Annotated in this window: 17 protein-coding genes and 2 tRNA genes; 14 read left to right on the forward strand and 5 right to left on the reverse strand. The window is 54.7% G+C overall.

Annotation, left to right across the window (positions count from 1 at the left end):
• Positions 1 to 327 precede the first annotated feature (327 nt).
• The 4 genes from B0B07_RS06255 (at position 328) to B0B07_RS06270 (ending at position 6,321) form a co-directional block, all read left to right on the forward strand.
• Positions 328 to 2,223, forward strand: a complete 1,896-nt coding sequence (locus B0B07_RS06255; RefSeq protein WP_076757565.1) for a PrkA family serine protein kinase — start codon at positions 328 to 330, stop codon at positions 2,221 to 2,223.
• A 326-nt stretch (positions 2,224 to 2,549) separates the two neighbouring features.
• On the forward strand, positions 2,550 to 3,707 hold the full coding sequence (gene yhbH / locus B0B07_RS06260) for a sporulation protein YhbH (protein WP_076757566.1): 1,158 nt from the start codon (positions 2,550 to 2,552) through the stop codon (positions 3,705 to 3,707).
• Positions 3,704 to 5,101, forward strand: coding sequence for a SpoVR family protein (locus tag B0B07_RS06265; protein ID WP_076757567.1), 1,398 nt, complete (start codon positions 3,704 to 3,706; stop codon positions 5,099 to 5,101). Before yhbH ends, B0B07_RS06265 begins: the two co-directional genes overlap by 4 nt.
• Before the next feature lie 200 nt (positions 5,102 to 5,301).
• Positions 5,302 to 6,321, forward strand: a complete 1,020-nt coding sequence (locus B0B07_RS06270; protein WP_076757568.1) for an LLM class flavin-dependent oxidoreductase — start codon at positions 5,302 to 5,304, stop codon at positions 6,319 to 6,321.
• A gap of 118 nt (positions 6,322 to 6,439) precedes the next feature.
• On the opposite strand, the gene B0B07_RS06275 is transcribed toward B0B07_RS06270, so the two are convergent.
• On the reverse strand, positions 6,440 to 7,423 hold the full coding sequence (locus B0B07_RS06275; protein ID WP_076757569.1) for a bile acid:sodium symporter family protein: 984 nt from the start codon (positions 7,421 to 7,423) through the stop codon (positions 6,440 to 6,442).
• Complete coding sequence (locus tag B0B07_RS06280; protein ID WP_076758333.1) at positions 7,420 to 8,790, reverse strand: FAD-binding oxidoreductase; 1,371 nt, start codon at positions 8,788 to 8,790, stop codon at positions 7,420 to 7,422. Before B0B07_RS06280 ends, B0B07_RS06275 begins: the two co-directional genes overlap by 4 nt.
• 244 nt (positions 8,791 to 9,034) lie before the next feature.
• On the opposite strand from B0B07_RS06280, the gene B0B07_RS06285 reads away from it, so the two are divergent.
• The 3 genes from B0B07_RS06285 (at position 9,035) to B0B07_RS06295 (ending at position 10,552) form a co-directional block, all read left to right on the forward strand.
• Positions 9,035 to 9,565 (forward strand): YhcN/YlaJ family sporulation lipoprotein, encoded by a 531-nt coding sequence (locus tag B0B07_RS06285; protein WP_076757570.1) that lies wholly within the window; start codon positions 9,035 to 9,037, stop codon positions 9,563 to 9,565.
• Between the two features lie 103 nt (positions 9,566 to 9,668).
• Positions 9,669 to 10,211 (forward strand): YhcN/YlaJ family sporulation lipoprotein, encoded by a 543-nt coding sequence (locus B0B07_RS06290; RefSeq protein WP_084186589.1) that lies wholly within the window; start codon positions 9,669 to 9,671, stop codon positions 10,209 to 10,211.
• A gap of 185 nt (positions 10,212 to 10,396) precedes the next feature.
• The gene (locus tag B0B07_RS06295; protein WP_076758336.1) at positions 10,397 to 10,552 is read left to right on the forward strand and encodes an aspartyl-phosphate phosphatase Spo0E family protein; all 156 of its coding nucleotides are present in this window, start codon (positions 10,397 to 10,399) and stop codon (positions 10,550 to 10,552) included.
• 439 nt (positions 10,553 to 10,991) lie between these two features.
• On the opposite strand, the gene B0B07_RS06300 is transcribed toward B0B07_RS06295, so the two are convergent.
• Positions 10,992 to 11,064, reverse strand: a tRNA-Arg gene (locus tag B0B07_RS06300).
• A 270-nt stretch (positions 11,065 to 11,334) separates the two neighbouring features.
• Between B0B07_RS06300 and nhaC the strand changes: the two genes are divergently transcribed.
• Positions 11,335 to 12,819, forward strand: coding sequence for a Na+/H+ antiporter NhaC (gene nhaC / locus B0B07_RS06305; protein WP_076757571.1), 1,485 nt, complete (start codon positions 11,335 to 11,337; stop codon positions 12,817 to 12,819).
• Positions 12,820 to 12,865: 46 nt separating this feature from the next.
• Here nhaC and B0B07_RS06310 read toward each other — a convergent pair whose 3' ends face one another.
• Together B0B07_RS06310 and B0B07_RS06315 are read right to left on the reverse strand one after the other, a co-directional pair.
• On the reverse strand, positions 12,866 to 13,573 hold the full coding sequence (locus B0B07_RS06310; protein WP_076757572.1) for a DUF421 domain-containing protein: 708 nt from the start codon (positions 13,571 to 13,573) through the stop codon (positions 12,866 to 12,868).
• Between the two features lie 109 nt (positions 13,574 to 13,682).
• Positions 13,683 to 13,770, reverse strand: a tRNA-Ser gene (locus B0B07_RS06315).
• Positions 13,771 to 13,908: 138 nt separating this feature from the next.
• Here B0B07_RS06315 and B0B07_RS06320 point away from each other — a divergent pair.
• The 6 genes from B0B07_RS06320 to B0B07_RS06345 all read left to right on the forward strand — a co-directional run bounded on the left by B0B07_RS06320 (position 13,909) and on the right by B0B07_RS06345 (position 20,897).
• Positions 13,909 to 15,201, forward strand: a complete 1,293-nt coding sequence (locus B0B07_RS06320) for a M28 family peptidase (protein ID WP_076757573.1) — start codon at positions 13,909 to 13,911, stop codon at positions 15,199 to 15,201.
• A 162-nt stretch (positions 15,202 to 15,363) separates the two neighbouring features.
• Positions 15,364 to 16,338: a LacI family DNA-binding transcriptional regulator gene (locus B0B07_RS06325; RefSeq protein WP_076757574.1), complete on the forward strand. Its 975-nt coding sequence runs from the start codon at positions 15,364 to 15,366 to the stop codon at positions 16,336 to 16,338.
• Between the two features lie 102 nt (positions 16,339 to 16,440).
• The gene (hisD, locus tag B0B07_RS06330) at positions 16,441 to 17,718 is read left to right on the forward strand and encodes a histidinol dehydrogenase (RefSeq protein WP_076757575.1); all 1,278 of its coding nucleotides are present in this window, start codon (positions 16,441 to 16,443) and stop codon (positions 17,716 to 17,718) included.
• 63 nt (positions 17,719 to 17,781) lie between these two features.
• Positions 17,782 to 19,101, forward strand: a complete 1,320-nt coding sequence (locus B0B07_RS06335; protein ID WP_200805792.1) for a GntP family permease — start codon at positions 17,782 to 17,784, stop codon at positions 19,099 to 19,101.
• A 90-nt stretch (positions 19,102 to 19,191) separates the two neighbouring features.
• On the forward strand, positions 19,192 to 20,130 hold the full coding sequence (locus B0B07_RS06340; RefSeq protein WP_076757576.1) for a 3-hydroxyacyl-CoA dehydrogenase family protein: 939 nt from the start codon (positions 19,192 to 19,194) through the stop codon (positions 20,128 to 20,130).
• A gap of 2 nt (positions 20,131 to 20,132) precedes the next feature.
• On the forward strand, positions 20,133 to 20,897 hold the full coding sequence (locus B0B07_RS06345) for an SDR family NAD(P)-dependent oxidoreductase (RefSeq protein ID WP_076757577.1): 765 nt from the start codon (positions 20,133 to 20,135) through the stop codon (positions 20,895 to 20,897).
• The last annotated feature ends 34 nt before the right edge of the window (positions 20,898 to 20,931 follow it).

Genomic DNA, 20,931 nt, shown 5'->3' on the forward strand with positions numbered 1-20,931 from the left:
GATTGGTAGGGATTCGTGAGCGATTGGTCGCGACTCGACAATCTTCCTATATGGAAGCGGAGAGGCCGGATTACCGGGGAGGGGATCGGGCCGGGAAGATTTTATAGATCGCCTGCGAAATCAATGTCACATGCCATCACTATGGAAGCAGACGCTGGTAAGACTTTTTCGTTGACCTCGTCCAGCCTCTCTTTATATACAAGTAATATTATTATGTAAACAATGTTGTTCCGCCCCCCCGCGGCCCAATCTTCTCCATGTTTTCGTATGCCGTGCCTGTCCCCTGCATAGATTGTTAGAAATGAAGCGCTGACGGGAGGCGATGGGATGGACATCCTGGAGAGGGCAAGGCGCCACCGGGAGGAAGAAGACCGTCTGAAGTGGGAAGGGACATTCGCGGAATATCTGGAGATTGTGAAGGAACGCCCTGAAGTTGCTCAGAGTGCGCATTCGCGCGTCTATAATATGATCAGAAGCCACGGTGTGGCTGAAGTGGAAGGGGTCAAACGATACGGTTTCTTCGGAGAAGAGATCTTCGGCCTGGAAGAGGCGATTGAACGCCTCGTCGAAGAGTACTTCCATCCGGCGGCAAAGCGGCTCGACGTGAGGAAGCGGATCCTGCTGCTCATGGGACCGGTGAGCGGCGGCAAATCAACGATCGTGACACTGTTGAAGCGCGGCCTGGAGGCATATTCGCACACGGACGAGGGGGCGGTCTACGCGATCAAAGGATGCCCGATGCATGAGGATCCGCTTCATCTGATCCCGATGCATCTGCGTGACGACTTCCAGCGGGAGTTCGGCGTCCGGATCGAAGGGTCACTGTCTCCCCTGAATTCGATGCGGCTTGAGCAGGACTACGGAGGGCGGATCGAAGACATGCCGGTCGAGCGGATTTTCCTGTCCGAAGACAAAAGGGTCGGGGTGGGGACATTCACGCCTTCCGATCCGAAGTCGCAGGACATCGCCGACCTGACCGGCAGCATCGATTTTTCCACGATTGCGGAGTTCGGTTCCGAATCCGATCCCCGTGCATACCGGTTTGACGGGGAATTAAACAAAGCGAACCGCGGCCTGATGGAGTTCCAGGAGATGCTGAAGCTCGATGAGAAATTCCTCTGGCATCTGCTGTCGCTCACTCAGGAAGGGAATTTCAAGGCGGGCCGGTTTGCGCTCATCAGCGCAGATGAACTGATCATCGCCCATACAAACGAAACGGAGTACCGGTCGTTCATCGCAGACAAAAAGAACGAGGCGCTCCATTCCCGGATCATCGTCATGCCGGTGCCGTACAACCTGAAGGTGTCGGAGGAAGAACGGATCTATCAGAAGATGATCGCCGAGAGCGATATGTCGCATGTCCATATCGCTCCACATGCACTGCGGGTCGCGGCGATCTTCTCGGTGCTCACCCGGCTCAAGCCGTCGAGGAAACAGGGTGCCGACATCGTGAAGAAGATGCGCCTGTACGATGGTGAGAGCGTGGAAGGATACAATCGGGCGGATGTCCGTGAACTGAAACAGGAATTTGTGGATGAGGGAATGGGCGGGATTGATCCCCGCTATGTCATCAACCGGATCTCCTCTTCGATCATCCGGAAGGACGTTCCGTCGATCAACGCACTCGATGTGCTTCGGTCGCTGAAAGACGGGCTGACGGACCACGCCTCGATTTCGGAAGACGACCGGAGCCGCTATCTGGATTATATCGGCGTCGCGCGTCGGGAGTACGACGATATTGCAAAAAAAGAGGTCCAGAAGGCTTTCGTCTACTCGTATGAGGAGTCGGCGAAAACACTCATGGACAATTACCTTGATCATGTGGAGGCATTCTGCAACAAAAACAAGCTACGCGATCCGCTTACCGGCGAGGAGCTGCCGCCGGATGAAAAGCTCATGCGCTCCATCGAGGAACAGATCGGCATCTCAGAGAATGCAAAAAAAGCCTTCCGTGAAGAGATCCTCATCCGGATTTCCGCCTATGCCCGAAAAGGTAAACGGTTCGACTACAAGTCGCACGACCGGCTGAGGGAAGCGATCCAGAAAAAGCTGTTCGCGGATCTCAAAGATGTTGTGAAGATCACCACCTCGTCCGCCACACCGGACGAGTCCCAGCTCAAGAAGATCAACGAAGTCGTCGCCCGCTTGATCGACGATTACGGCTACAACACGGTGTCGGCGAACGAACTCCTCCGCTATGTCGGCAGCCTGCTGAACCGCTGACAACTCTCCGCCTGCTCTTCGGGCGGATTTTTTTGAATCATGGAAGAGACGGTTCCTGCACTTCCCCATGGATCAAGGGAATCGGACTTTTACGAAGCAGGACCGGACTCCTGGATAGAAGATCCGTCCTCTTGATATGTCGGATCGGACTCTTGTATCCGGGAAAGGTGGATGTCCGCAGTGCTGCCTCTTTGCATCCCGGCTGCCTGCCCGCTTCGTTCCATTTCGTTCCTAGCAGAAAAAAGCCGTATTCAGAAAAGCAGTCAAACGGCCGGTGCGTGCTGCATATGATAATGGAAACTGTCATGCAGAGAGGCGGGTGGAGCATGAACGGGGAAGAATACAGTCGGTCAGTCGTCTCAGAGGAAGATTGGAGCCTCCACCGGAAGGGCCACGAGGACCAGAAGCGCCACATGGACAAGGTCAAGGAAGCGATCCGTTCGAATCTGCCGGATCTGATCAGTGAGGAAAGCATTGTGATGTCGGACGGACGGAAGGTCGTCAAAATTCCGATCCGCTCGCTCGATGAATATAAAATCCGCTACAATCATTCCAAGTCGCAGCATGTCGGGCAGGGGAAGGGCGACTCAAAGGTCGGGGACGTGCTCGGCAAGGACGGCACCGGTCAGGGACAGGGCGGCAAACAGGCGGGGGACGCGCCCGGACAAGACGTCTATGAGGCGGAAGTGTCGGTGGCGGAACTGGAGGAGGCGCTGTTCCGCGAGATGGAGCTGCCGAACCTGGAACGAAAAGAGCAGGAAGACATCGTCACCGACCATATCACGTTCAACGATATCCGCAAGAAAGGGCTGATCGGCAATATCGACAAGAAGCGGACGATCCTGTCCGCCCTGAAGCGGAACGCGATGGACGGGCGGAAGTCGATCGCGCCGATCCTCGACGATGACCTCCGGTTCAAGACCTGGGATGAGGTCAAGCGCCCGGAATCGAAGGCGGTCGTGATCGCCATGATGGATACGAGCGCATCCATGGGAACGTTCGAGAAGTACATCGCACGAAGTTTCTTTTTCTGGCTCGTACGCTTCCTCCGGACCAAGTACCAGTCGGTCGAAATCGAGTTCATCTCCCATCAGACCGATGCGAAAATCGTCACGGAGGAAGAATTCTTCACGAAGGCGGAGAGCGGGGGCACGCGTTGCTCCTCCGCCTACCGGCTTGCGGTCAGCCTCATCGAAGAAAAGTACAGTCCGAACCGATATAACATTTACCCGTTCCATTTTTCAGACGGGGAGAACCTGACGTCCGACAACAAAGAGTGCCTGAGGCTCATCGAAGAGCTGCTCGGCATGTCAAGGATGTTCGGCTACGGAGAAGTGAACGAGCACAGCCGGTATTCGACATTGCTGTCCGCATACCGGTCGATCGATGATCCGAAATTCCGGCATTACGTGCTGAAGGAGAAGGCGGATGTCTATCACGCGCTGAAAGGGTTCTTCCAGACGGGGGAGGCGGTGGGCGGATGACGGAGAAAAAGAAGCTGGAGCGGGCGATCGGTGAAATTACGGAGATCGCCTCCGGGTTCGGGCTGGATTTCTACCGGATGCGCTATGAAGTCTGCCCGGCGGAAATCATCTATACGATCGGGGCCTACGGAATGCCGACCCGGTTCAGCCACTGGAGCTTCGGGAAGCAGTTCCATAGGATGAAGCTGCAGTATGATGTCGGCCTGAGCAAAATCTATGAGCTGGTGATCAATTCCGATCCGTGCTATGCATTCCTCCTCGATTCCAACACGCTGATCCAGAACAAGCTGATCGTCGCGCATGTGCTTGCCCACAGTGACTTCTTCAAGAACAATGTCCGGTTCTCCAATACGCGCCGGGACATGGTCGAGAGCATGGCGGCAACGGCGGAGCGGATTGCTGCATACGAAATTGAGTACGGCAAGGATCAGGTGGAGAAGTTCCTGGACGCGGTCCTGGCGATCCAGGAACATGTCGATCCGACGATTCTGATCGCAAAAGATGAATCCGGCCTTAAACAGCCATCGGAGCGGCGGACGTCTCCATACGATGACCTGTGGGCGCTCGACAGCAGGAATGAACGGAGTCTGGTGCCGGCTGCTCCGCAGCGGAAGCGGGTGCCGGAATCACCGGAAAAAGATATCCTGCTGTTCATCCTCCAGCACAGCCGGGATCTTGAGGAATGGCAGCGCGACATCCTGACGATGATGCGCGAAGAGATGCTTTATTTCTGGCCGCAGCTGGAGACGAAGATCATGAACGAAGGATGGGCGACGTTCTGGCACCAGCGCATCCTGAGGGAGCTGGACCTGACCCCCGCTGAAACGATCGAGTTCTCAAAGCTGAACGCGGGCGTGATCCAGGCATCCCCGACATCGGTGAATCCGTATCTGCTCGGACTCAAAATCTTCGAAGACATCGAGCGCCGGTATGATCATCCGGACGAGAAACTGAGAGAATGCGGCTATGAACCGGGCGGGGGAAGGGCGAAGCTGTTCGAAGTCCGTGAGATCGAATCCGACACTTCATTCATCCGTAACTACCTCACAGAAGATCTGGTGCGCCACGAGGACCTGTACGTGTTCGGGAAGAAGGGGTCCGAATATAAGATCACCGACAAAGACGCCAGAACTGTCAGGGACCGTCTCATCTCCTCGCGGGTGAACGGTGGTTTCCCTTACCTTGTCGTCGAAAACGGGGACTATCTGCGCAACGGTGAACTGTATCTCGTCCACCGTTACGAGGGCGTCGAACTGGATCTGCCTTATTTGGAACATGTATTGCCGCATGTGCACAGATTGTGGGGACGGACCGTCCACCTGGAAACGACCGTGGAAACGAGAACGATCTGCTTTTCATGCGACGGGAAGAAAGTGACGCGGCGTGCACTGTAGACACGAGAATGTTACCGTCCGGCCAGGGGCCGGGCGGCTTTGGTTTTTCAGGCATTGGATTAGCAAAACGGCTTAGTGAAAAATAAATCGGAATCTGTAAGCGGTGACGGCCAAATCGGCCGGAATTCCCCGTTCAAGGCAAGATCGTGGCATCCCGGTTCCCTCACGCGTTATGATTTTGGCATGAAGGAGTGAATCAAATGCTCATACGTGAAAACGCCAAAAAATTCGATGGTATTCCGCTGTCGATCCTCGATCTCGTCCAAATTTCTGAAGGGCACGACACGGGGGATGCCATCGGCAACAGCGTAAAATTGATCAAAAGTGCCGAGCAGTGGGGGTTTAACCGGTACTGGCTGGCCGAGCACCATAATATGCCTGGGGTGGCCAGTTCGGCAACGGCCGTCCTGATTGGAAAACTTGCAGGGGAGACGAAGGAAATCCGTGTGGGTTCGGGCGGCGTCATGCTCCCGAACCACGCACCGCTCATCGTAGCCGAGCAGTTCGGAACGCTCGATGCGATGTACCCGGGCCGGATCGACCTCGGGCTCGGCCGGGCGCCGGGCACCGACCAGCCGACGATGTGGGCGCTTCGCCGCAACCGCAATGGCAGTGCGGATGATTTTCCCCGGGAAGTGACCGAACTCCAGGCGTATTTCAAAGGCGGGGAAGACATGCGTGTCCGGGCATTTCCGGGGGAGGGGCAAGACATCCCGATCTGGCTGCTCGGATCAAGCGGCTTCAGCGCACATCTGTCGGCGAGAAAAGGCATGCCGTTTTCATTCGCCAGCCACTTTGCACCCGGGTATCTCCTGCCTGCCCTTGAGTCCTACCGGAGCAGCTTTGAGCCGTCCGAACAACTCAAAGAGCCGCATGCCATGCCGGGTGTCAATGTCCTGATCGCCGATACGCAGGAAGAGGCCGAATTCCTCGGAACGACCCATATGCGCCAGTTCCTCTCGATCATCCGGGACGAGCGCGGCAAGGTGAAGCCGCCCGTTGAAAATATGGACGAGCTCTGGACGCCGACAGAAAAACAATATGTCATGCAGACACTTGATCCGCGGACCACGCTGATCGGTACTCCGGACCAGGTCCGGGCCGGCCTGCGCTCGCTGATCGATCTCACCCAGGCCCAGGAACTCATCGTCAATACGGTCGCCTTTGACTTCAAGGACCGTCTCCGCTCATTTGAATACCTGGCTGAAATGATGGATTGAAACAGACAAAAAAGACACACGGTCTGCCGTGTGTCTTTTTCTTTTGGCCTCGGCTCAAGTCCAAACTCCGAAACTGAAAAAGCCCCCTCCCAAGGAGAGGGACTTCATTCATTCCATCTTACTTCCCGGGAACCGCGCGGCCGGCAGCCGCCTTCCGGATTCCGGGCGCCACTTTGGAGGCCGGTTTCTTCGACCAGACCGTCGCAAGGATCGGACCGGAAATGTTATGCCATATGGCACCCCAGACGCTCGGAAGCGCCGCGAGAGGGCTGAAGTGGGCAGTGGCGAGCGCCACGCCGAGACCGGAGTTTTGCATGCCGACTTCGATGGCAATGGCCCGGCGGTCATTTTCGCTCAGGCCCATCGCCTTTGCAGCCAGATAGCCGAGCAAAAGTCCAAATCCATTGTGCAGGAAGACGGCAAGGAAAACGATGAAGCCGGCTTTTGCAACATTGCCGGCATTGGCTGCCGTAACGGCCGATACGATGATCAGGATGGCTGCCACAGAGATGAGCGGAACGACCGTGACGCTTTTTTCGACGGCCTTCGGGAAGAATCGCTGGACGATTAGCCCGAGGGCGATCGGGATGATGATGACTTGGACAATGGACAGGAACATCGATTTGGCGTCTACCGGGAGCCATTGTCCGGCCAGGAGAAGCAGGATGGCCGGAGTTGCAATCGGAGCAAGCAAGGTCGAAACGGATGTCATTGCGACGGAAAGGGCAACATTCCCTTTCGCCAGGTAGACCATCACGTTGGATGCCGTTCCTCCGGGTACGCAGCCTAGCAGGACGAGGCCCGCTGCAAGTTCGGGCGGCAGGCGCAATGCGTACGCAATAAGGAACGCGACAAGGGGCATGACCGTGTACTGGGCGAGCACCCCGATAATGACAGGGATCGGATGGGTAAAGACAATTTTGAAGTCAGATGCTTTTAATGTCAGCCCCATGCCGAACATGACAACGCCGAGCAGAATGGTGATGTAGGCGCCGAACCGGGTAAACGAGTCCGGGATGAAGTACGCTGTGACGGCCGTCGCAATGACGAGGAATGCAAAGTATTTGCCGGCAACCGAACTGATCGTTTCGAGCAGTTTCATTCCGCTGATCCCCCTTGTTTAAAGTCGATGACTTTGCCCGGATTCATGATGTTTCCGGGGTCGAGCGCTTTCTTGATCGCCTGCATGACCGCAAGGGCCGGACCGTGTTCGAGCTGCTGATATTTTTGCTTCCCGACACCGACACCGTGTTCGCCCGTGCATGTCCCGTTGCGGTCAAGCGCATACTTGACGATCGTTTCATTGAGCTCATCAGCTTTTTTCACTTCCTCTTCATTTTCCATATCAATCATGAGAATGATATGGAAATTGCCGTCGCCGACGTGTCCGGTGATACCGCCGATCAGGCCGAGCCGGTCAACGGCCTCCCGGGCATGACGGACCGCGCCTGCGAGTTCTGAAATCGGGACACATACGTCCGTCACCATCATTTTCCGGCCCGGATGCCCATGGATGAACGCATAGGCCAGGTTGTGGCGGGCTTCCCAGAGCGCATTCCGCCCCTCGGTATCCGTCTCGAATTCAATCCGTTCGCAGCCGAGTTCGGTGACGATTTCCCGGCAGAATTCGATATCCTGACGCAATCCGGCCTTATTGCCGTGGAATTCCAGGAAGAGCGTCGGCCGGACAGGATAGTTGGTTCCGCTGTGACGGTTTGCCTGTTCCATCGACGGCTCGTCCACCAGCTCAACGCGGGCGATCGGAATTCCCGCCTGCAGAATCGAGACGACGGCCTGTACCGCATCGTCCACCGTCGGGAAAGATGCCCGTGCCGCAGCTGTCTCCTCTGGAATTCCATACACACGCAACGTCAGTTCGGTAAAGCAGCCGAGCGTTCCTTCCGATCCGACGAACAGGCCGTTCAGATGAAGGCCGGAAGCCGATTTGGCCGCAAGGCTGCCTGTATGGATAACCGACCCGTCCGCAAGCACGACTTCCAGATTGCGCACCTGATCACGCATGACACCGTACTTCACGCTCGTCGTGCCGCTTGCATTCGTGGCCGCCATGCCGCCGAGTGTCGCATCCGCACCGGGATCCACCGAAAAGAACAGGCCGTATTTTTTCAGTTCCTTATTGAGCTGTGACCGGGTGACGCCCGGCTGAACCCGGACGAGGAAGTCACTTTCCCTGATCTCCAGGATTCGATTCATCAGTGAAAAGTCGATTGTGATTCCGCCGCTGTAAGGGATGACATGACCTTCGAGGCTGGAGCCCAGTCCGAAAGGGACCACCGGCACACCGGCTTTACCCGCAAGGCGGACGACTGCACTCACTTCTTCCGCAGATTCGGGGAACACCACCATGTCCGGCAGGTGCTGCGCATGGTAGGACTCATCCTTGGCGTGAAGTTCCCTCAACGTTTCATTTTCCGATACACGCTCATTCCCCATCAATTCCCTGAACATCTCCGCGAGCGTTTCTCTTTCTGCACCCAACATCTTGCCCACTCCTTTGACACTAATAAAATATTGTGAATAAAGAAAGTATACGCTTTTAAAAGATAATATCAATTCAATTCATGAAATCCAGCCTCGCCGGCCCGTGCTGATGACCAAATTCAAGATTCTGCGCGTGCAATGCGGAAATTTGGGTATGTTACAAAGAGAAGGGACCGATGAACTGCAACAATCAGCGGAAGGAGAGAACAACATGAAAAAGTATATGCTCAGCTTATCGGCGCTCGCACTGGCGTTTGGTCTTTCGGCTTGCGGAAAGACGGCCGATGAAGACCCGTCCTTTACAGAGAACGGGCATGAGGAAAATGATATGGGCGTTCCGGCGGATACGGATGAAGACAAGAAAAACGACACTAACACCGAAGACCAGGAAGGAACGAGCAAAAAAAGTCAGGAAGGCGTCACGCTTGAGGTGAACCAGGAAGCTGCAGATAAAGTGAAAACGGTCGATGGCGTGGATGACGCCACCGTTCTTGTGGCGGATGATGATGCGTTCGTGACGGTCGTGCTTTCACAGGGCGCCGAAGAGACCTCCATTCTCCAATCCGAAATTGAGGATGCCGCTAAATCGGTTGTGCCGGACAAAACGGTCCACATTTCTGCCGATGAAGAGGCGGCCAAAGGAGTGAAAGGCTACGCGGACCGGACAGGCGAGGATGCCGAGGGAGCCTATGATGAATTCAAGGAGAAGGCGAAGGACTGGTTCCCCGACATGAAGGAATAAAAAAACGGGCAAAGGGAGACCTTTGCCCGTTTATTATGCCTTCATATACATAATTGCCACTGCAGGTGGCATTCTAAGGAACAAATCGAGAGGAGGATCAAGTTTGAAAAAGATATGGATGACGATTTCGGCACTGTTCCTTGTTGTTGGACTGGCGGCATGCGGCAACAACAATGACAACAACGACAACGGAACGAACAACGGAAATGACAACGCAGGCACGACGGACACGGACACGGGCACAACGGGTGACAACTCCACAGGCATGGACAGCGCCAACAATGGGAATGACGACAATACGAACGGGTCCACGAGCGATAGCCTTCAACGCGATGAAGACGCCGCTGCAAAGGTGGAGACCGTGGAAGGTGTCGAAGGGGCCACCGTACTGCTGACTGATGAAAATGCATATGTAGCCGCGGAGCTTGCAGAGGGGACGGACGAAACCGAGGATTTGAAAACGAAAATCCGCGATCAGGTAAAAGAGATCAAACCTGAAATTGGGAATGTTTACGTGTCCGCAGATCCGGACTTTGCCAAAGAATTGTCCGACTACGGGAACCGGATTGATGAGGGAGAGCCAGTCGAAGGTTTCTTTGATGAATTTTCCGATGCGATGAAACGAATGTTCCCCGACGCAAAATAATATAAAAACGGACCGGTGCAACACCTCCGGTCCGTTTTTTGTTTTTCTAATATAGTTCATGTGAACAATTTGTGAACTTTGTGATTCGCGCTTCATTTCGACAGAAGTCGCAAAAAATGAGGTGTATGATAGACAAGCTGTCACCGATACAGCAGAAATCCATCAGGGTAAGGAGAATATTAACAATGGCCGTGTCGAAAACGATTTTAAGGAATCGCATTCGGTTCGTCAGAAGAAAAATGTATCGAAAAGCCAAGATCCTCGGTTTTACACATCCAGAAACTGTCGCATGCAGCCAGACGCTGGACGGGTTGCTCAACCGCTATCAGGATATCGCATAATTGGAGACCCACATAAATTGAATCAAAAAAACAGTCGCAGGTCCGGATGGACCCGCGACTGTTTTTTAATCGCGTCCAAGGAGGCGATTCGAACGCCCGTCAGGCGATATAGACTCGCGGATTAAATTCAGGCTTTAATCATTAAGCAGCGGCTTTCCTCTTTCCGCATTCCTCGTATAAATAGTCCGTTAGGAAGCCTTGCGAAGGATAGTCTGCGAGCGCATACGAAGATGTCGGGCGGAACGGAAAGCAGCAGTGGGTCGTAGTTAGGCTGTGGGACAGCGGGCGAGGCCGTCGGACGCCTTTTTGCAATTAATTTTCGCTTAGTCATGCGATCACTCCTCCGTTAAGTACAACGGCATTGTCTTCGCAAGGCTAACGGCTTCATTCACAAAGCAAAGCCCGCCATAGTCATTGCTATGGCGGGCTTTTAACGTAGCGTCCAGGGGGCGATTCGAACGCCCGACCTACGGCTTAGGAGGCCGTTGCTCTATCCACTGAGCTACCAGGACATGGGATGCGACAGGACCTATTATACACAATTTCATCCTGATTGCAAAAGGGAGAAACGAAAATTTCAGACCTCCAATCCGGTTTTGGGTCAATTTGGATGAAAACAATATAATATCTAGAAAAAACTGAGAGCAGAAAAAGGTTAAAGCCGGCCTAGTTTTTTACCAGCAAAGATAATTTGCAGAATGTCGTCTATTTTTGCATTTACGGGACAGTAAGTTTTGATTATTATCATGATAGCGTTTTCGAAGAGAAGGGGTGTACAACATATGAGCAATCCAAACACTCAGCCGGTCGAAGAGCAGAAAGAGCGGAACATCGGCTTTTTCTGGGCAATCCTTCCCTTGGCTGTCATGATTATCGTCATGCTTGTCACGGTCGTTAAATTGGAAGAAGGTCCGCACGTCCCGCTCATCGTCGGGACGGTCATCGCTTCTCTTGTCGCCTATAAGTCCGGGTTCACATGGGGAGAGATCGAGGAGATGATGTACAAGGGGATCAAGCTGGCGCTTCCTGCCGTCGTCATCATCATGCTCGTCGGACTCGTCATCGGGTCATGGATGGGGGGCGGGATTGTCGCCTCAATGATCTATTACGGGCTGAAAATCCTCAACCCGTCATTCTTCCTCGTTGCCATATGCGTGATCTGCGGCATCGTCTCTCTGGCCATCGGCAGTTCATGGTCCACGATGGGGACGATCGGCGTAGCCGGCATGGGAATCGGCTTGTCGATGGGTCTTTCCCCGGGAATGATTGCTGGAGCCGTGATTTCCGGCGCTTATTTCGGAGATAAACTGTCACCGCTTTCAGACACGACAAACCTTGCCGCGGGCCTGACCGACACCGACCTGTTCGACCATATCAAGCACATGCTCTGGACGACGATCCCCGCGCTCGTGCTGTCGCTTGGAGCCTACGCATTCATCGGCATGAAGCATGCGGGTGGATCGGTGGATGCATCTGAAATCGCTCAGACTTCCGCCGTCATGAGAGAGAGTTTTCTCATCTCACCTTGGCTCCTGCTCGTTCCGGTACTCGTCATCGTGCTGGTCGCCATGAAAGTTCCGGCTGTCCCGGCTCTGGCCGTCGGCATCTTCCTTGGTTTCCTGAGCCAGCTGTTCGTACAGGGCGACACACTGGCACATTCACTGAATGCGCTTCAGGAAGGATATAAGATCAACACCGGAAACACCCTGGTGGATGAGCTGTTCAACAGGGGCGGACTGGATTCGATGATGTACACCGTCAGCATGACACTCGTGGCCATGACGTTCGGCGGGATCCTCGAATTTTCCGGAATGCTGAAATCCATCATGAATCAGCTGATGAAAGTCGTGAAGAATACTTCTTCGCTGATTGCATCGACAATCGGGGCTGCATTCCTGACAAATGCCACTTGTTCGGAACAGTATATATCAATCGTCGTTCCTTCAAGGATGTTCGCGAAGACCTATCAGAAGATGGGGCTTGCTTCCAAAAATCTGTCCAGGGCGCTCGAAGACGGCGGTACGCTCACTTCCGTATTCGTTCCGTGGAATACATGCGGCGTCTTCATCTTCGCCACGCTTGGCGTCGGGGTTGCCGGCTATGCACCGTATGCGATCCTCAACTTCCTCTGCCCGATCATTTCGATCATCTATGCCATCACCGGCTTTACGATTGAAAAGCTCGATAACGGCGGAGGCGGAGGATCCCAGAACAAAACAGAAGAAAAGGAAGACCTCGACAGCCTTCAGCCTGTCTCCGTAAAATAATCAAAACAAGAAAAACCGTTCCGGATCGCCTATCCGGAACGGTTTTTTATGCCGGGGCATGGTCTTGGCCCTTTCTCTGTATGCAGACGCTGCCGTCCTGCCCGTACTCCGCATAAAGAACGTCGGATACCGAAGTGATCCGGTTCTTTTTTAACTCGCCGAAAAGCCATTCGCTGCTGAGCCCGAGTTCACTCATTTCATGTTCCATGACTGCACCGTCGATGATCAGGAGAGTCGGAAGGTTGCGTACAGGACCGGCCGGGATTCCAAGGTCCGCCCTTATCGCAGGCTGCTGATCCGTCTTCAGCATCACACTCAGCTGGCCGTTCGGCTCGAGGATTGCATATTCGACTGTTGAAAGGGAAAAGGCGTTCGCCTTGCGGAGCATCATCATCAAATCATCCAAATTCAGACGTAAATCCTTCAATGATTTTTCCTGGACGGAACCTTTTCGGATCAGGATGGACGGCTCGCCGTCGAGAAGAACTCTCGCTTTGGCAGACTTCATCCCGATCAGACCGAGGATGATGGTCAAAGCCACCCAGAGGACAAGTGCGAGCAGAGCGTGTCCGGCCTCACTTCTGGGTGCCACTGCGACATCTGCGGAAAGTGTCCCGATCGTAATGCCGGCAATGTAATTAAAGTAGGTGAGATGGCTCATCTGCTTTTTGCCGAGAATACGGGTCAGCAGCAATAAAAAGAAGAACGCGAATAACGCGCGTAAAAACGTCTCAAAATAAGAGGACACATCCATCTGGGTCAACTCCCGCCAAAGTGTTGTCCTCATAGCTTGAGAAGGGCGGGGAATTTTATGCAAAACAAAAAGCCGCCGGTTCCTGTTTAAGGAAACCGGCGGCCGGTAGCGGAGATGAGAGGATTTGAACCCCCGCGGCGCGTGAACGCCCTAACTGATTTCGAGTCAGTCCCCTTCAGCCTCTTGGGTACATCTCCATGTTGACAAGAAATATTGTATCACGACCTTAAAACGATGCGCAACCCTTTTTCGATACTTTTTTCAGCTGCCGTACAGCGGAAAAATGAGAATGTACATCTGCTCATGAAGGGGATAAAAGACAGGAGGCTGACTGGATGAAGACAATCAGAGGACTGGCCGTTTCGGCGGTGATCGCCATCGGATTGACAGGGCCCGCAAATCCGGTTTCCGTTTCGGCCGCAGGAAAACCGGCGGTTGAAGTCAGCACGGATCATATTTACCGGCATATCAAGGAACTGAGCAAGGAACCGAGGGTGGCGGGCACTGACGCAGAGAAGCGGGCTGCCCGGTATGTACGGAATGCATTCAAATCTTACGGATACCGTGTGGAGGTCCAGCCATTCTTTTTCACCGCCTACAAAGAGCCGGAAGAAGTGGGGATTGATGTGGAAGGGCTGGATGAACTGGCTGCCGGCGGCTTCACATATGGGATCAACGGTGACGTATCGGGACTTCTAGCGGATGCGGGGCTCGGCAGGAAATCGGACTTGAAGGGCGGATTTGTAAAAGGAAAGATTGCAGTCATCCGGCGCGGGGAGATTCCATTTGGCGAGAAAATCGATAATGCGGCGCGTGCGGGCGCGTCCGGTGCGATCGTGTTCAATGACGAGCCCGGAGTGCTCAGCGCCACGCTCGGAGAAACAGGGGGCGGCCGGATTCCGGCCATTTCAGTCGACCGGGCAGCCGGCGAATCGATTTTGGATCTAATAAAACAGAAACCGGACACAAAAGCCCGGATCTACATCCGGGGCTCCGAAATCAAAAAAGAGGAATCCCAGAATATCATTGCCGTCAAAGAACCGGACGCCAAAAAGAAAAGCGGAAGAGAGATCGTAGTCATTAGTTCTCACCTTGATTCCGTTGCCGGTGCACCGGGCGCCAATGATAATGCCTCCGGCACCGCCGTGCTGATGGAAATCGCCCGGGCTTTAAGGGATTTCCCATCCGGTTCGGAAGTCCGCTTTGCCGTGTTCGGAGCGGAGGAACTCGGGTTGGTCGGATCTGGCAACTATGTGTCCCTTCTGCCGGAAGCTGAAAAAGGAAGGATTTCCGCCAACTTCAACCTGGATATGGTCGGCAGCCGGGATGCGGGAGACTTGACCATCCAGACCGTTGACGGCAAGCCGAATACCGTTTCGGATGTAGCCCGGTCGGTCGGCGGAAAGCTGAATGACCGCAAAACACCGCTGGTCCAGGGAGACCGGAGCGACCATGTCCCGTTCCATGAGGCGGGGATTCCGGCCGCACTCTTCATCCACAGCCCGGCGGAACCATGGTACCATACCGCAGATGACGACCTCGAAAAGATCAGCAAGGAAAAACTGCGTGATGTGGCCCGGATCGTTTCGGGAGCGGTCGTCGAGCTTATCCGCACCGGGAAGAGCTGACCTTATGAACGGTAGCAGCCGCGGAACGGAGCCGGCAGAAAAGGGAATTGGACAGGAATGCCGGCTGCCGGTGTTCCTGTTTTTCTGCGCATTTAAGTATCCCTTTCTTCCTGCAGGCCGCGTACGCTATACTTTTGTTATTGGATAAAGGATGTGGTGTTCTTGGATAAACAAATCACTGCCCACGATGTCGCCCGTCTTGCCGGTGTTTCCCAGTCGACGGTTTCCCGGGTGTTCACCGAAGGGGCGAGTGTCTCGGACGGATCAAGGAAAAAGGTGCTGAAAGCGGCAGAGGAACTCGGATATCAGCCGAATGAGTTTGCGCGCAGCCTCATCATGCGCAAAACACGATTGATCGGACTCGTCATGAAAAACGTGGACAATCCATTTTATCCGGCCGTACTGAAGAAATTCACGGCCACCCTGAGAAGCATGGGCTATGGAGTCCTGCTGATCGATACCGCCGAGGATGAATTATGCCCGCGGGATATTGAACAGCTGATCGCCTATAAAGTGGCCGGCGTCGTGATCATGGATGCGACCGCTTCTTTCGGCACGGCGGAAGCCCTGAAGAAAAACGGGATTCCCGCAGTCCTTTTTAACCGGGTGGTCGAAGAAACGGCTTTGCTGTCGGTCAGCTGCGACAACCGGAGCGCTTCAAGGGAAATTGCCCTTCACCTGATCGAAGACGGCTGTGAAAGCTTTGTCTATATTGCAGGGAAGAGGGGGACTTCCACCAACCTGGAACGTGAGCAGTCCTTCACGGAAACGCTGCAGGCGGAAGGATATCGTTCGGATTTCACAGTCGGCGGCTATACCTATGACGGCGGATTCAAGGCAGTCAAAAACCTGCCCTCCGAAAACATGCCGGACGCCATTTTTGCCGCAAATGACATTATGGCAATGGGTGCGTTGGATGCCTTGAAGGAAATGCGGCTCCAAAAGCCTGTCCGGCTGATCGGTTTCGATGATATCCCGATGGCTTCCTGGCCGGGTTATGCCCTGTCCACCTACAAACAGCCGGTGGATCGGATGATTGAAAAGACACTCGGCTTATTGCTGGGAGAAGGAGAAGAAAGGGGGACTCCCGCCGGGCCGGTTTACCTGGAAGGAGAACTGATTATTAGGGAAACTTGAACTGTTCTCTTGACCGGCGCCGGGATTTGATTTAAGGTACCTTTTGTAAGCGTTTTTGCATACGTATGCAAACCGGTTTGGATTTCAGAAAGGGGACTGACCATGATTTATATCAAAGAAGGAAAGGCAACAGAGGAAATCAGGGAGAATGACGACCAGGTATCCGCGGTCGTCTCGCAAGCCCTGAAAGACATTGAACAGCGCGGTGACGCCGCGGTGAAGGAAATGTCCGCCAAATTCGATAAATGGAGCCCTGAGTCTTTCCGGCTTTCGGAAAAGGAGATCGAAGAGATCGTTTCCAGAGTGCCGGAGCAAGTGATCGAAGACATCAAATTCGCTCAGAAGAATATCCGGGAATTTGCGGAAGCGCAGCTCGCATCGATGCATGATGTCGAAGTGGAAAACATTCCGGGCGTCATCCTCGGCCATAAGCACATCCCCGTCAGCAGTGTCGGCTGCTATGTGCCGGGAGGCAGATACCCGATGGTGGCATCAGCCCACATGAGCGTCCTGACCGCGAAGGTTGCAGGCGTCGGCCGGGTCATCGCCTGTACACCGCCGATCAACGGAGAAATCCCGGAAGCGACGATCACCGCGATGCATCTGGCGGGAGCGGATGAAATCTACCTTCTCGGCGGAATCCAGGCGATGGGTGCGATGGCCATCGGGACCGAAACGATTGAGCCGGTTGACATGATCGTCGGACCGGGGAACGCATTCGTTGCCGAGGCGAAACGCCAGCTGTACGGCCGGGTCGGAATCGACCTGTTTGCCGGACCGACGGAAACGCTCGTCGTGGCGGATGAAACAGCCGACGCCGAAATGATCGCAACCGATCTTCTCGGACAGGGGGAACATGGTCCGACATCCCCCTGTGCGCTCGTTACGACGAGCGAAGAGCTGGCCCACGCCACACTGAAAGAAATCGACCGTCAGCTGGGCATCCTGCCGACTGCGGACGTGGCGGCCGTCTCATGGGCGGACTACGGCCAGGTCATCCTCGTCGAAGACATTGAGGAAGCACTCAAGGTCGCAGATGACATGGCCTATGAACACGTGGAGATCCTCACCGAGAATCCGGAATACTTCCTTGAGAACATGACCAATTACGGCTGCCTCTTCCTCGGACCGGAAACGAACGTGGCTTACGGGGATAAAGTGATCGGTACGAACCATACACTCCCGACGAAAAAAGCCGCCCGGTACACAGGCGGACTGTGGGTGGGCAAGTTCATCAAGACGGTCACCTACCAGAAGGCAACCCCGGAAGCCAGTGCGTATATCGGTGAATATGCAGCCCGTCTGTGCCAGCTTGAGAATTTTGCTGGCCATGCGGAGCAGGCGCTCCTGCGAGTCCGCCGCTACGGTCAAGAAGGATAAACACATCCACCTGGAATCCGTTCTCGGGTTCCGGGTGGTTATTACATATTAGGGGGATTATCAATGATTGGCATGATTGGTTTGATCGGGGGACTGGGGCTGCTCATCTATCTGACGATGCGGGGCTTGAACCTGCTGATCGTTGCACCGCTCGCAGCATTGTTCGTCGCACTCATGAACGGCCTGCCGCTTTTCCCGCAACTGGCGAAAGAAGGGGCTCCGGATTATCTGACCGGATATATGGAAGGGTTTTCAGGTTTCATCCTGTCCTGGTATCTGATGTTCCTTGCCGGCGCCATTTTCGGAAAAGTGATGGAAGACAGCGGAGCTGCAGATGCGGTATCCAAGTGGATAGTGGAAAAATTGGGCATGAAACAGGCCGTCCTTGCAGTGGTGCTTGCCTGTGCGGTCCTGACATACGGCGGGGTCAGCCTGTTCGTCGTCGCTTTTTCGGTGTATCCGATGGCGGTCAGCCTGTTTAAGGAAGCGGATCTCCCGAGACGCTTCATCCCGGCATCGCTTGCTTTCGGTTCGACCACATTCACGATGACGTCAGCCGGTTCGCCGGAGATCCAAAACTGGATTCCGGTGAAGTTTCTCGGCACCTCTCCTCTGGCCGGGTGGGAGGTCAGCCTGTTTGTCGCTGTCTTCATGATGGCGTTCGGATACTGGTGGCTGAGAAAGATGATCCGCAAGGCGGTGGAAAAAGGGGAACGGTTTGTTGAGAGAGAAAGTGATCATATGGAAGAACGAACCGCGTTGCCCCATCCGCTGCTGAGCCTCGTCCCATTGCTCGTCGTGCTGATCGTCTCGTTCTCGTTCCATGAATCCCTCGGGACCTCCGCTCTCATCCTGGCCTTGTCCGGAGGGGTCATCGCGACATGGTTGCTGAACAGGAAGTATTTCCGGAACTTCGGACACGCCGTATCGGAAGGAACTGCCGGCGCCGTCATCGCAATCGCCAATACCTCCGCGGTCGTCGGCTTTGGCGGTGTCGTGAAAGCGACACCTGCCTTTGAATCAGCGGTCGCCGTTATGACGAATATTCCGGGAAGCCCGCTCATCGGAGGCGCGCTCGCCGTCGCGATCATTGCGGGACTGACCGGGTCCTCTTCGGGCGGACAGGCCATCGCCTTGCCGCTCCTCGCCCCTCACTATCTGGATATGGGCGTGAATGCGGAGGCACTGCACAGGACGGTCGCCATCTCTTCCGGCTCTCTCGACTCCCTTCCTCATGGCGGATATGTGGTGACGACCATCCGTTCGATTGCGGGGGAAACCCATAAAGACGCCTATCCGGCATTTGGCGCCATGACGGTGGTCGTGCCGTTGCTCGGAACCATCGTTGCCGTCATCCTGTTTTCTTTGGGCCTGGGAATCTGACGGGCCCGGACGCTTTACGGATGGCTTGAAGAAGGGAAGCGCTGCAGGGGGCTCTGTTTATTACAGCATTCAAACATTGGAGGGATCGTGATGGAGAATATTTCAGTTTTGGGCTGCGGAACAATGGGCCATTCGATTGCACTTTCAGCCGCCTGGTCGGGCTTTGATGTCCGCTTGTTCGGAATGAATGAAAAAGATCTGGAGACCGCGGAAAAAGGGATCGGCTCCAAATTGTCGGTCATGACGGAAAACGGGTTGATTAACCGTATGGAGGCAGAGGAAATAACCGGACGCATCCATCTGACGGACCGGCTCGAAGAAGCCGTCGCCGGCCGGTCATTCATCATTGAGGCGATCCCGGAAGATCTGGAACTGAAACAGACGTTTTACAAGGAACTTGAATCGCTCATCCCTGACCAAACGGTCGTTGCCAGCAATACATCCGGTCTGCGGCCCTCCGATCTTGCCGCCGGGGCGGACCGTCCTGAACGGTTTGTGGTCACACACTTCTGGAACCCTGCCCACCTCATTCCGCTGGTGGAAGTGGTGGCCGGCCGGGAAACATCGGAAGAGACGGTCGGACGGGCCATGGCATTGATGAAGGCGATGAACAAGAAGCCCATCGAGGTGAAAAAGGAATTGCCCGGCTTTATCGGAAACCGGCTGCAGTATGCATTGTTCAGGGAAGCACAATATCTGATCGACCAGGGGGTAGCCACAAAAGAGGACATCGACTCGGCAGTCACCTACAGCATCGGGCGGAGGCTTCCGGTGACCGGGCCTCTCAAATCAGCGGACATGGGGGGACTCGATGTGTTCAAGGCCATTTCCGATTATCTGTTCGCCGATCTTAGCAATGCCCCGCGTTCGGGTGAAACACTCAGCTCCCTGGTGGACACAGGGAAGCTTGGTTCCAAATCCGGCGAAGGATTCTATCTTTGGGATGACGGACAGTCCTCTTCCATCCATGCCGAACGAGAAAAGACATTGATCGATTTCCTGAAAAACGACCTGGAAAGGGGACAATGACGATGACTGTTGACTTTTCGGATTTAAAAGGGAAATCTGTGCTCATTACGGGCGGCAGCAAAGGGATCGGCCGTTCCATGGCTTTGGCGTTTGCCGGAAACGGATCGGATGTCATGATCGTCGGCAGGGACGAAAAAGCGCTTGCCGAAGTGAAAGCAGAGATGAACCGGTTCAATGCCAAGTGTGATTATATCCGTGCGGACCTGTCCCGGATGGACGAAGTCCGGCTTGTGGCGGATCTGACCGCAGAACGTTTCGGGAAAATCGACGTACTTGTCAACAATGCCGGGATCAATATAGCGAAGCCGGCTTTCGAGGTTACCGAAGAAGACTGGGACCGCGTGCTCGACCTGAACCTGAAAACGGTGTTTTTCCTCAGCCAGGCCGTCGCGGGCCATATGGTCAAAACGGACGGCGGGAAAATCATCAACATCGCGTCACAGATGGCGTTTGTCGGCTATTACAACCGGGCGGCCTACTGCTCCAGCAAAGGCGGGCTCGTGCAGTTGACGAAGGCGCTGGCCGTGGAATGGGCCGGGCACCGGATCAATGTCAACGCGGTGGCACCAACCTTCGTGGAAACGGAAATGACCTCGAAGATGCTTGAAGACCGGGCGTTCAGAGAAGAAGTGAACAGCAGGATCCTCTTCGGCCGGCCTGCGAAGCCGGATGATATGAACGGGGCGGTCCTGTTCCTGGCATCGTCGCTTTCGGACTATGTAACAGGGGATACGATCAAGGTGGACGGGGGCTGGACAGCCATCTGATGACACCGGTCCTTTCGAATAGTAAAATCTTCAT

The sequence above is a fragment of the Edaphobacillus lindanitolerans genome, assembly GCF_900156305.1.
Lineage (GTDB): Bacteria > Bacillota > Bacilli > Bacillales_A > Planococcaceae > Bhargavaea > Bhargavaea lindanitolerans.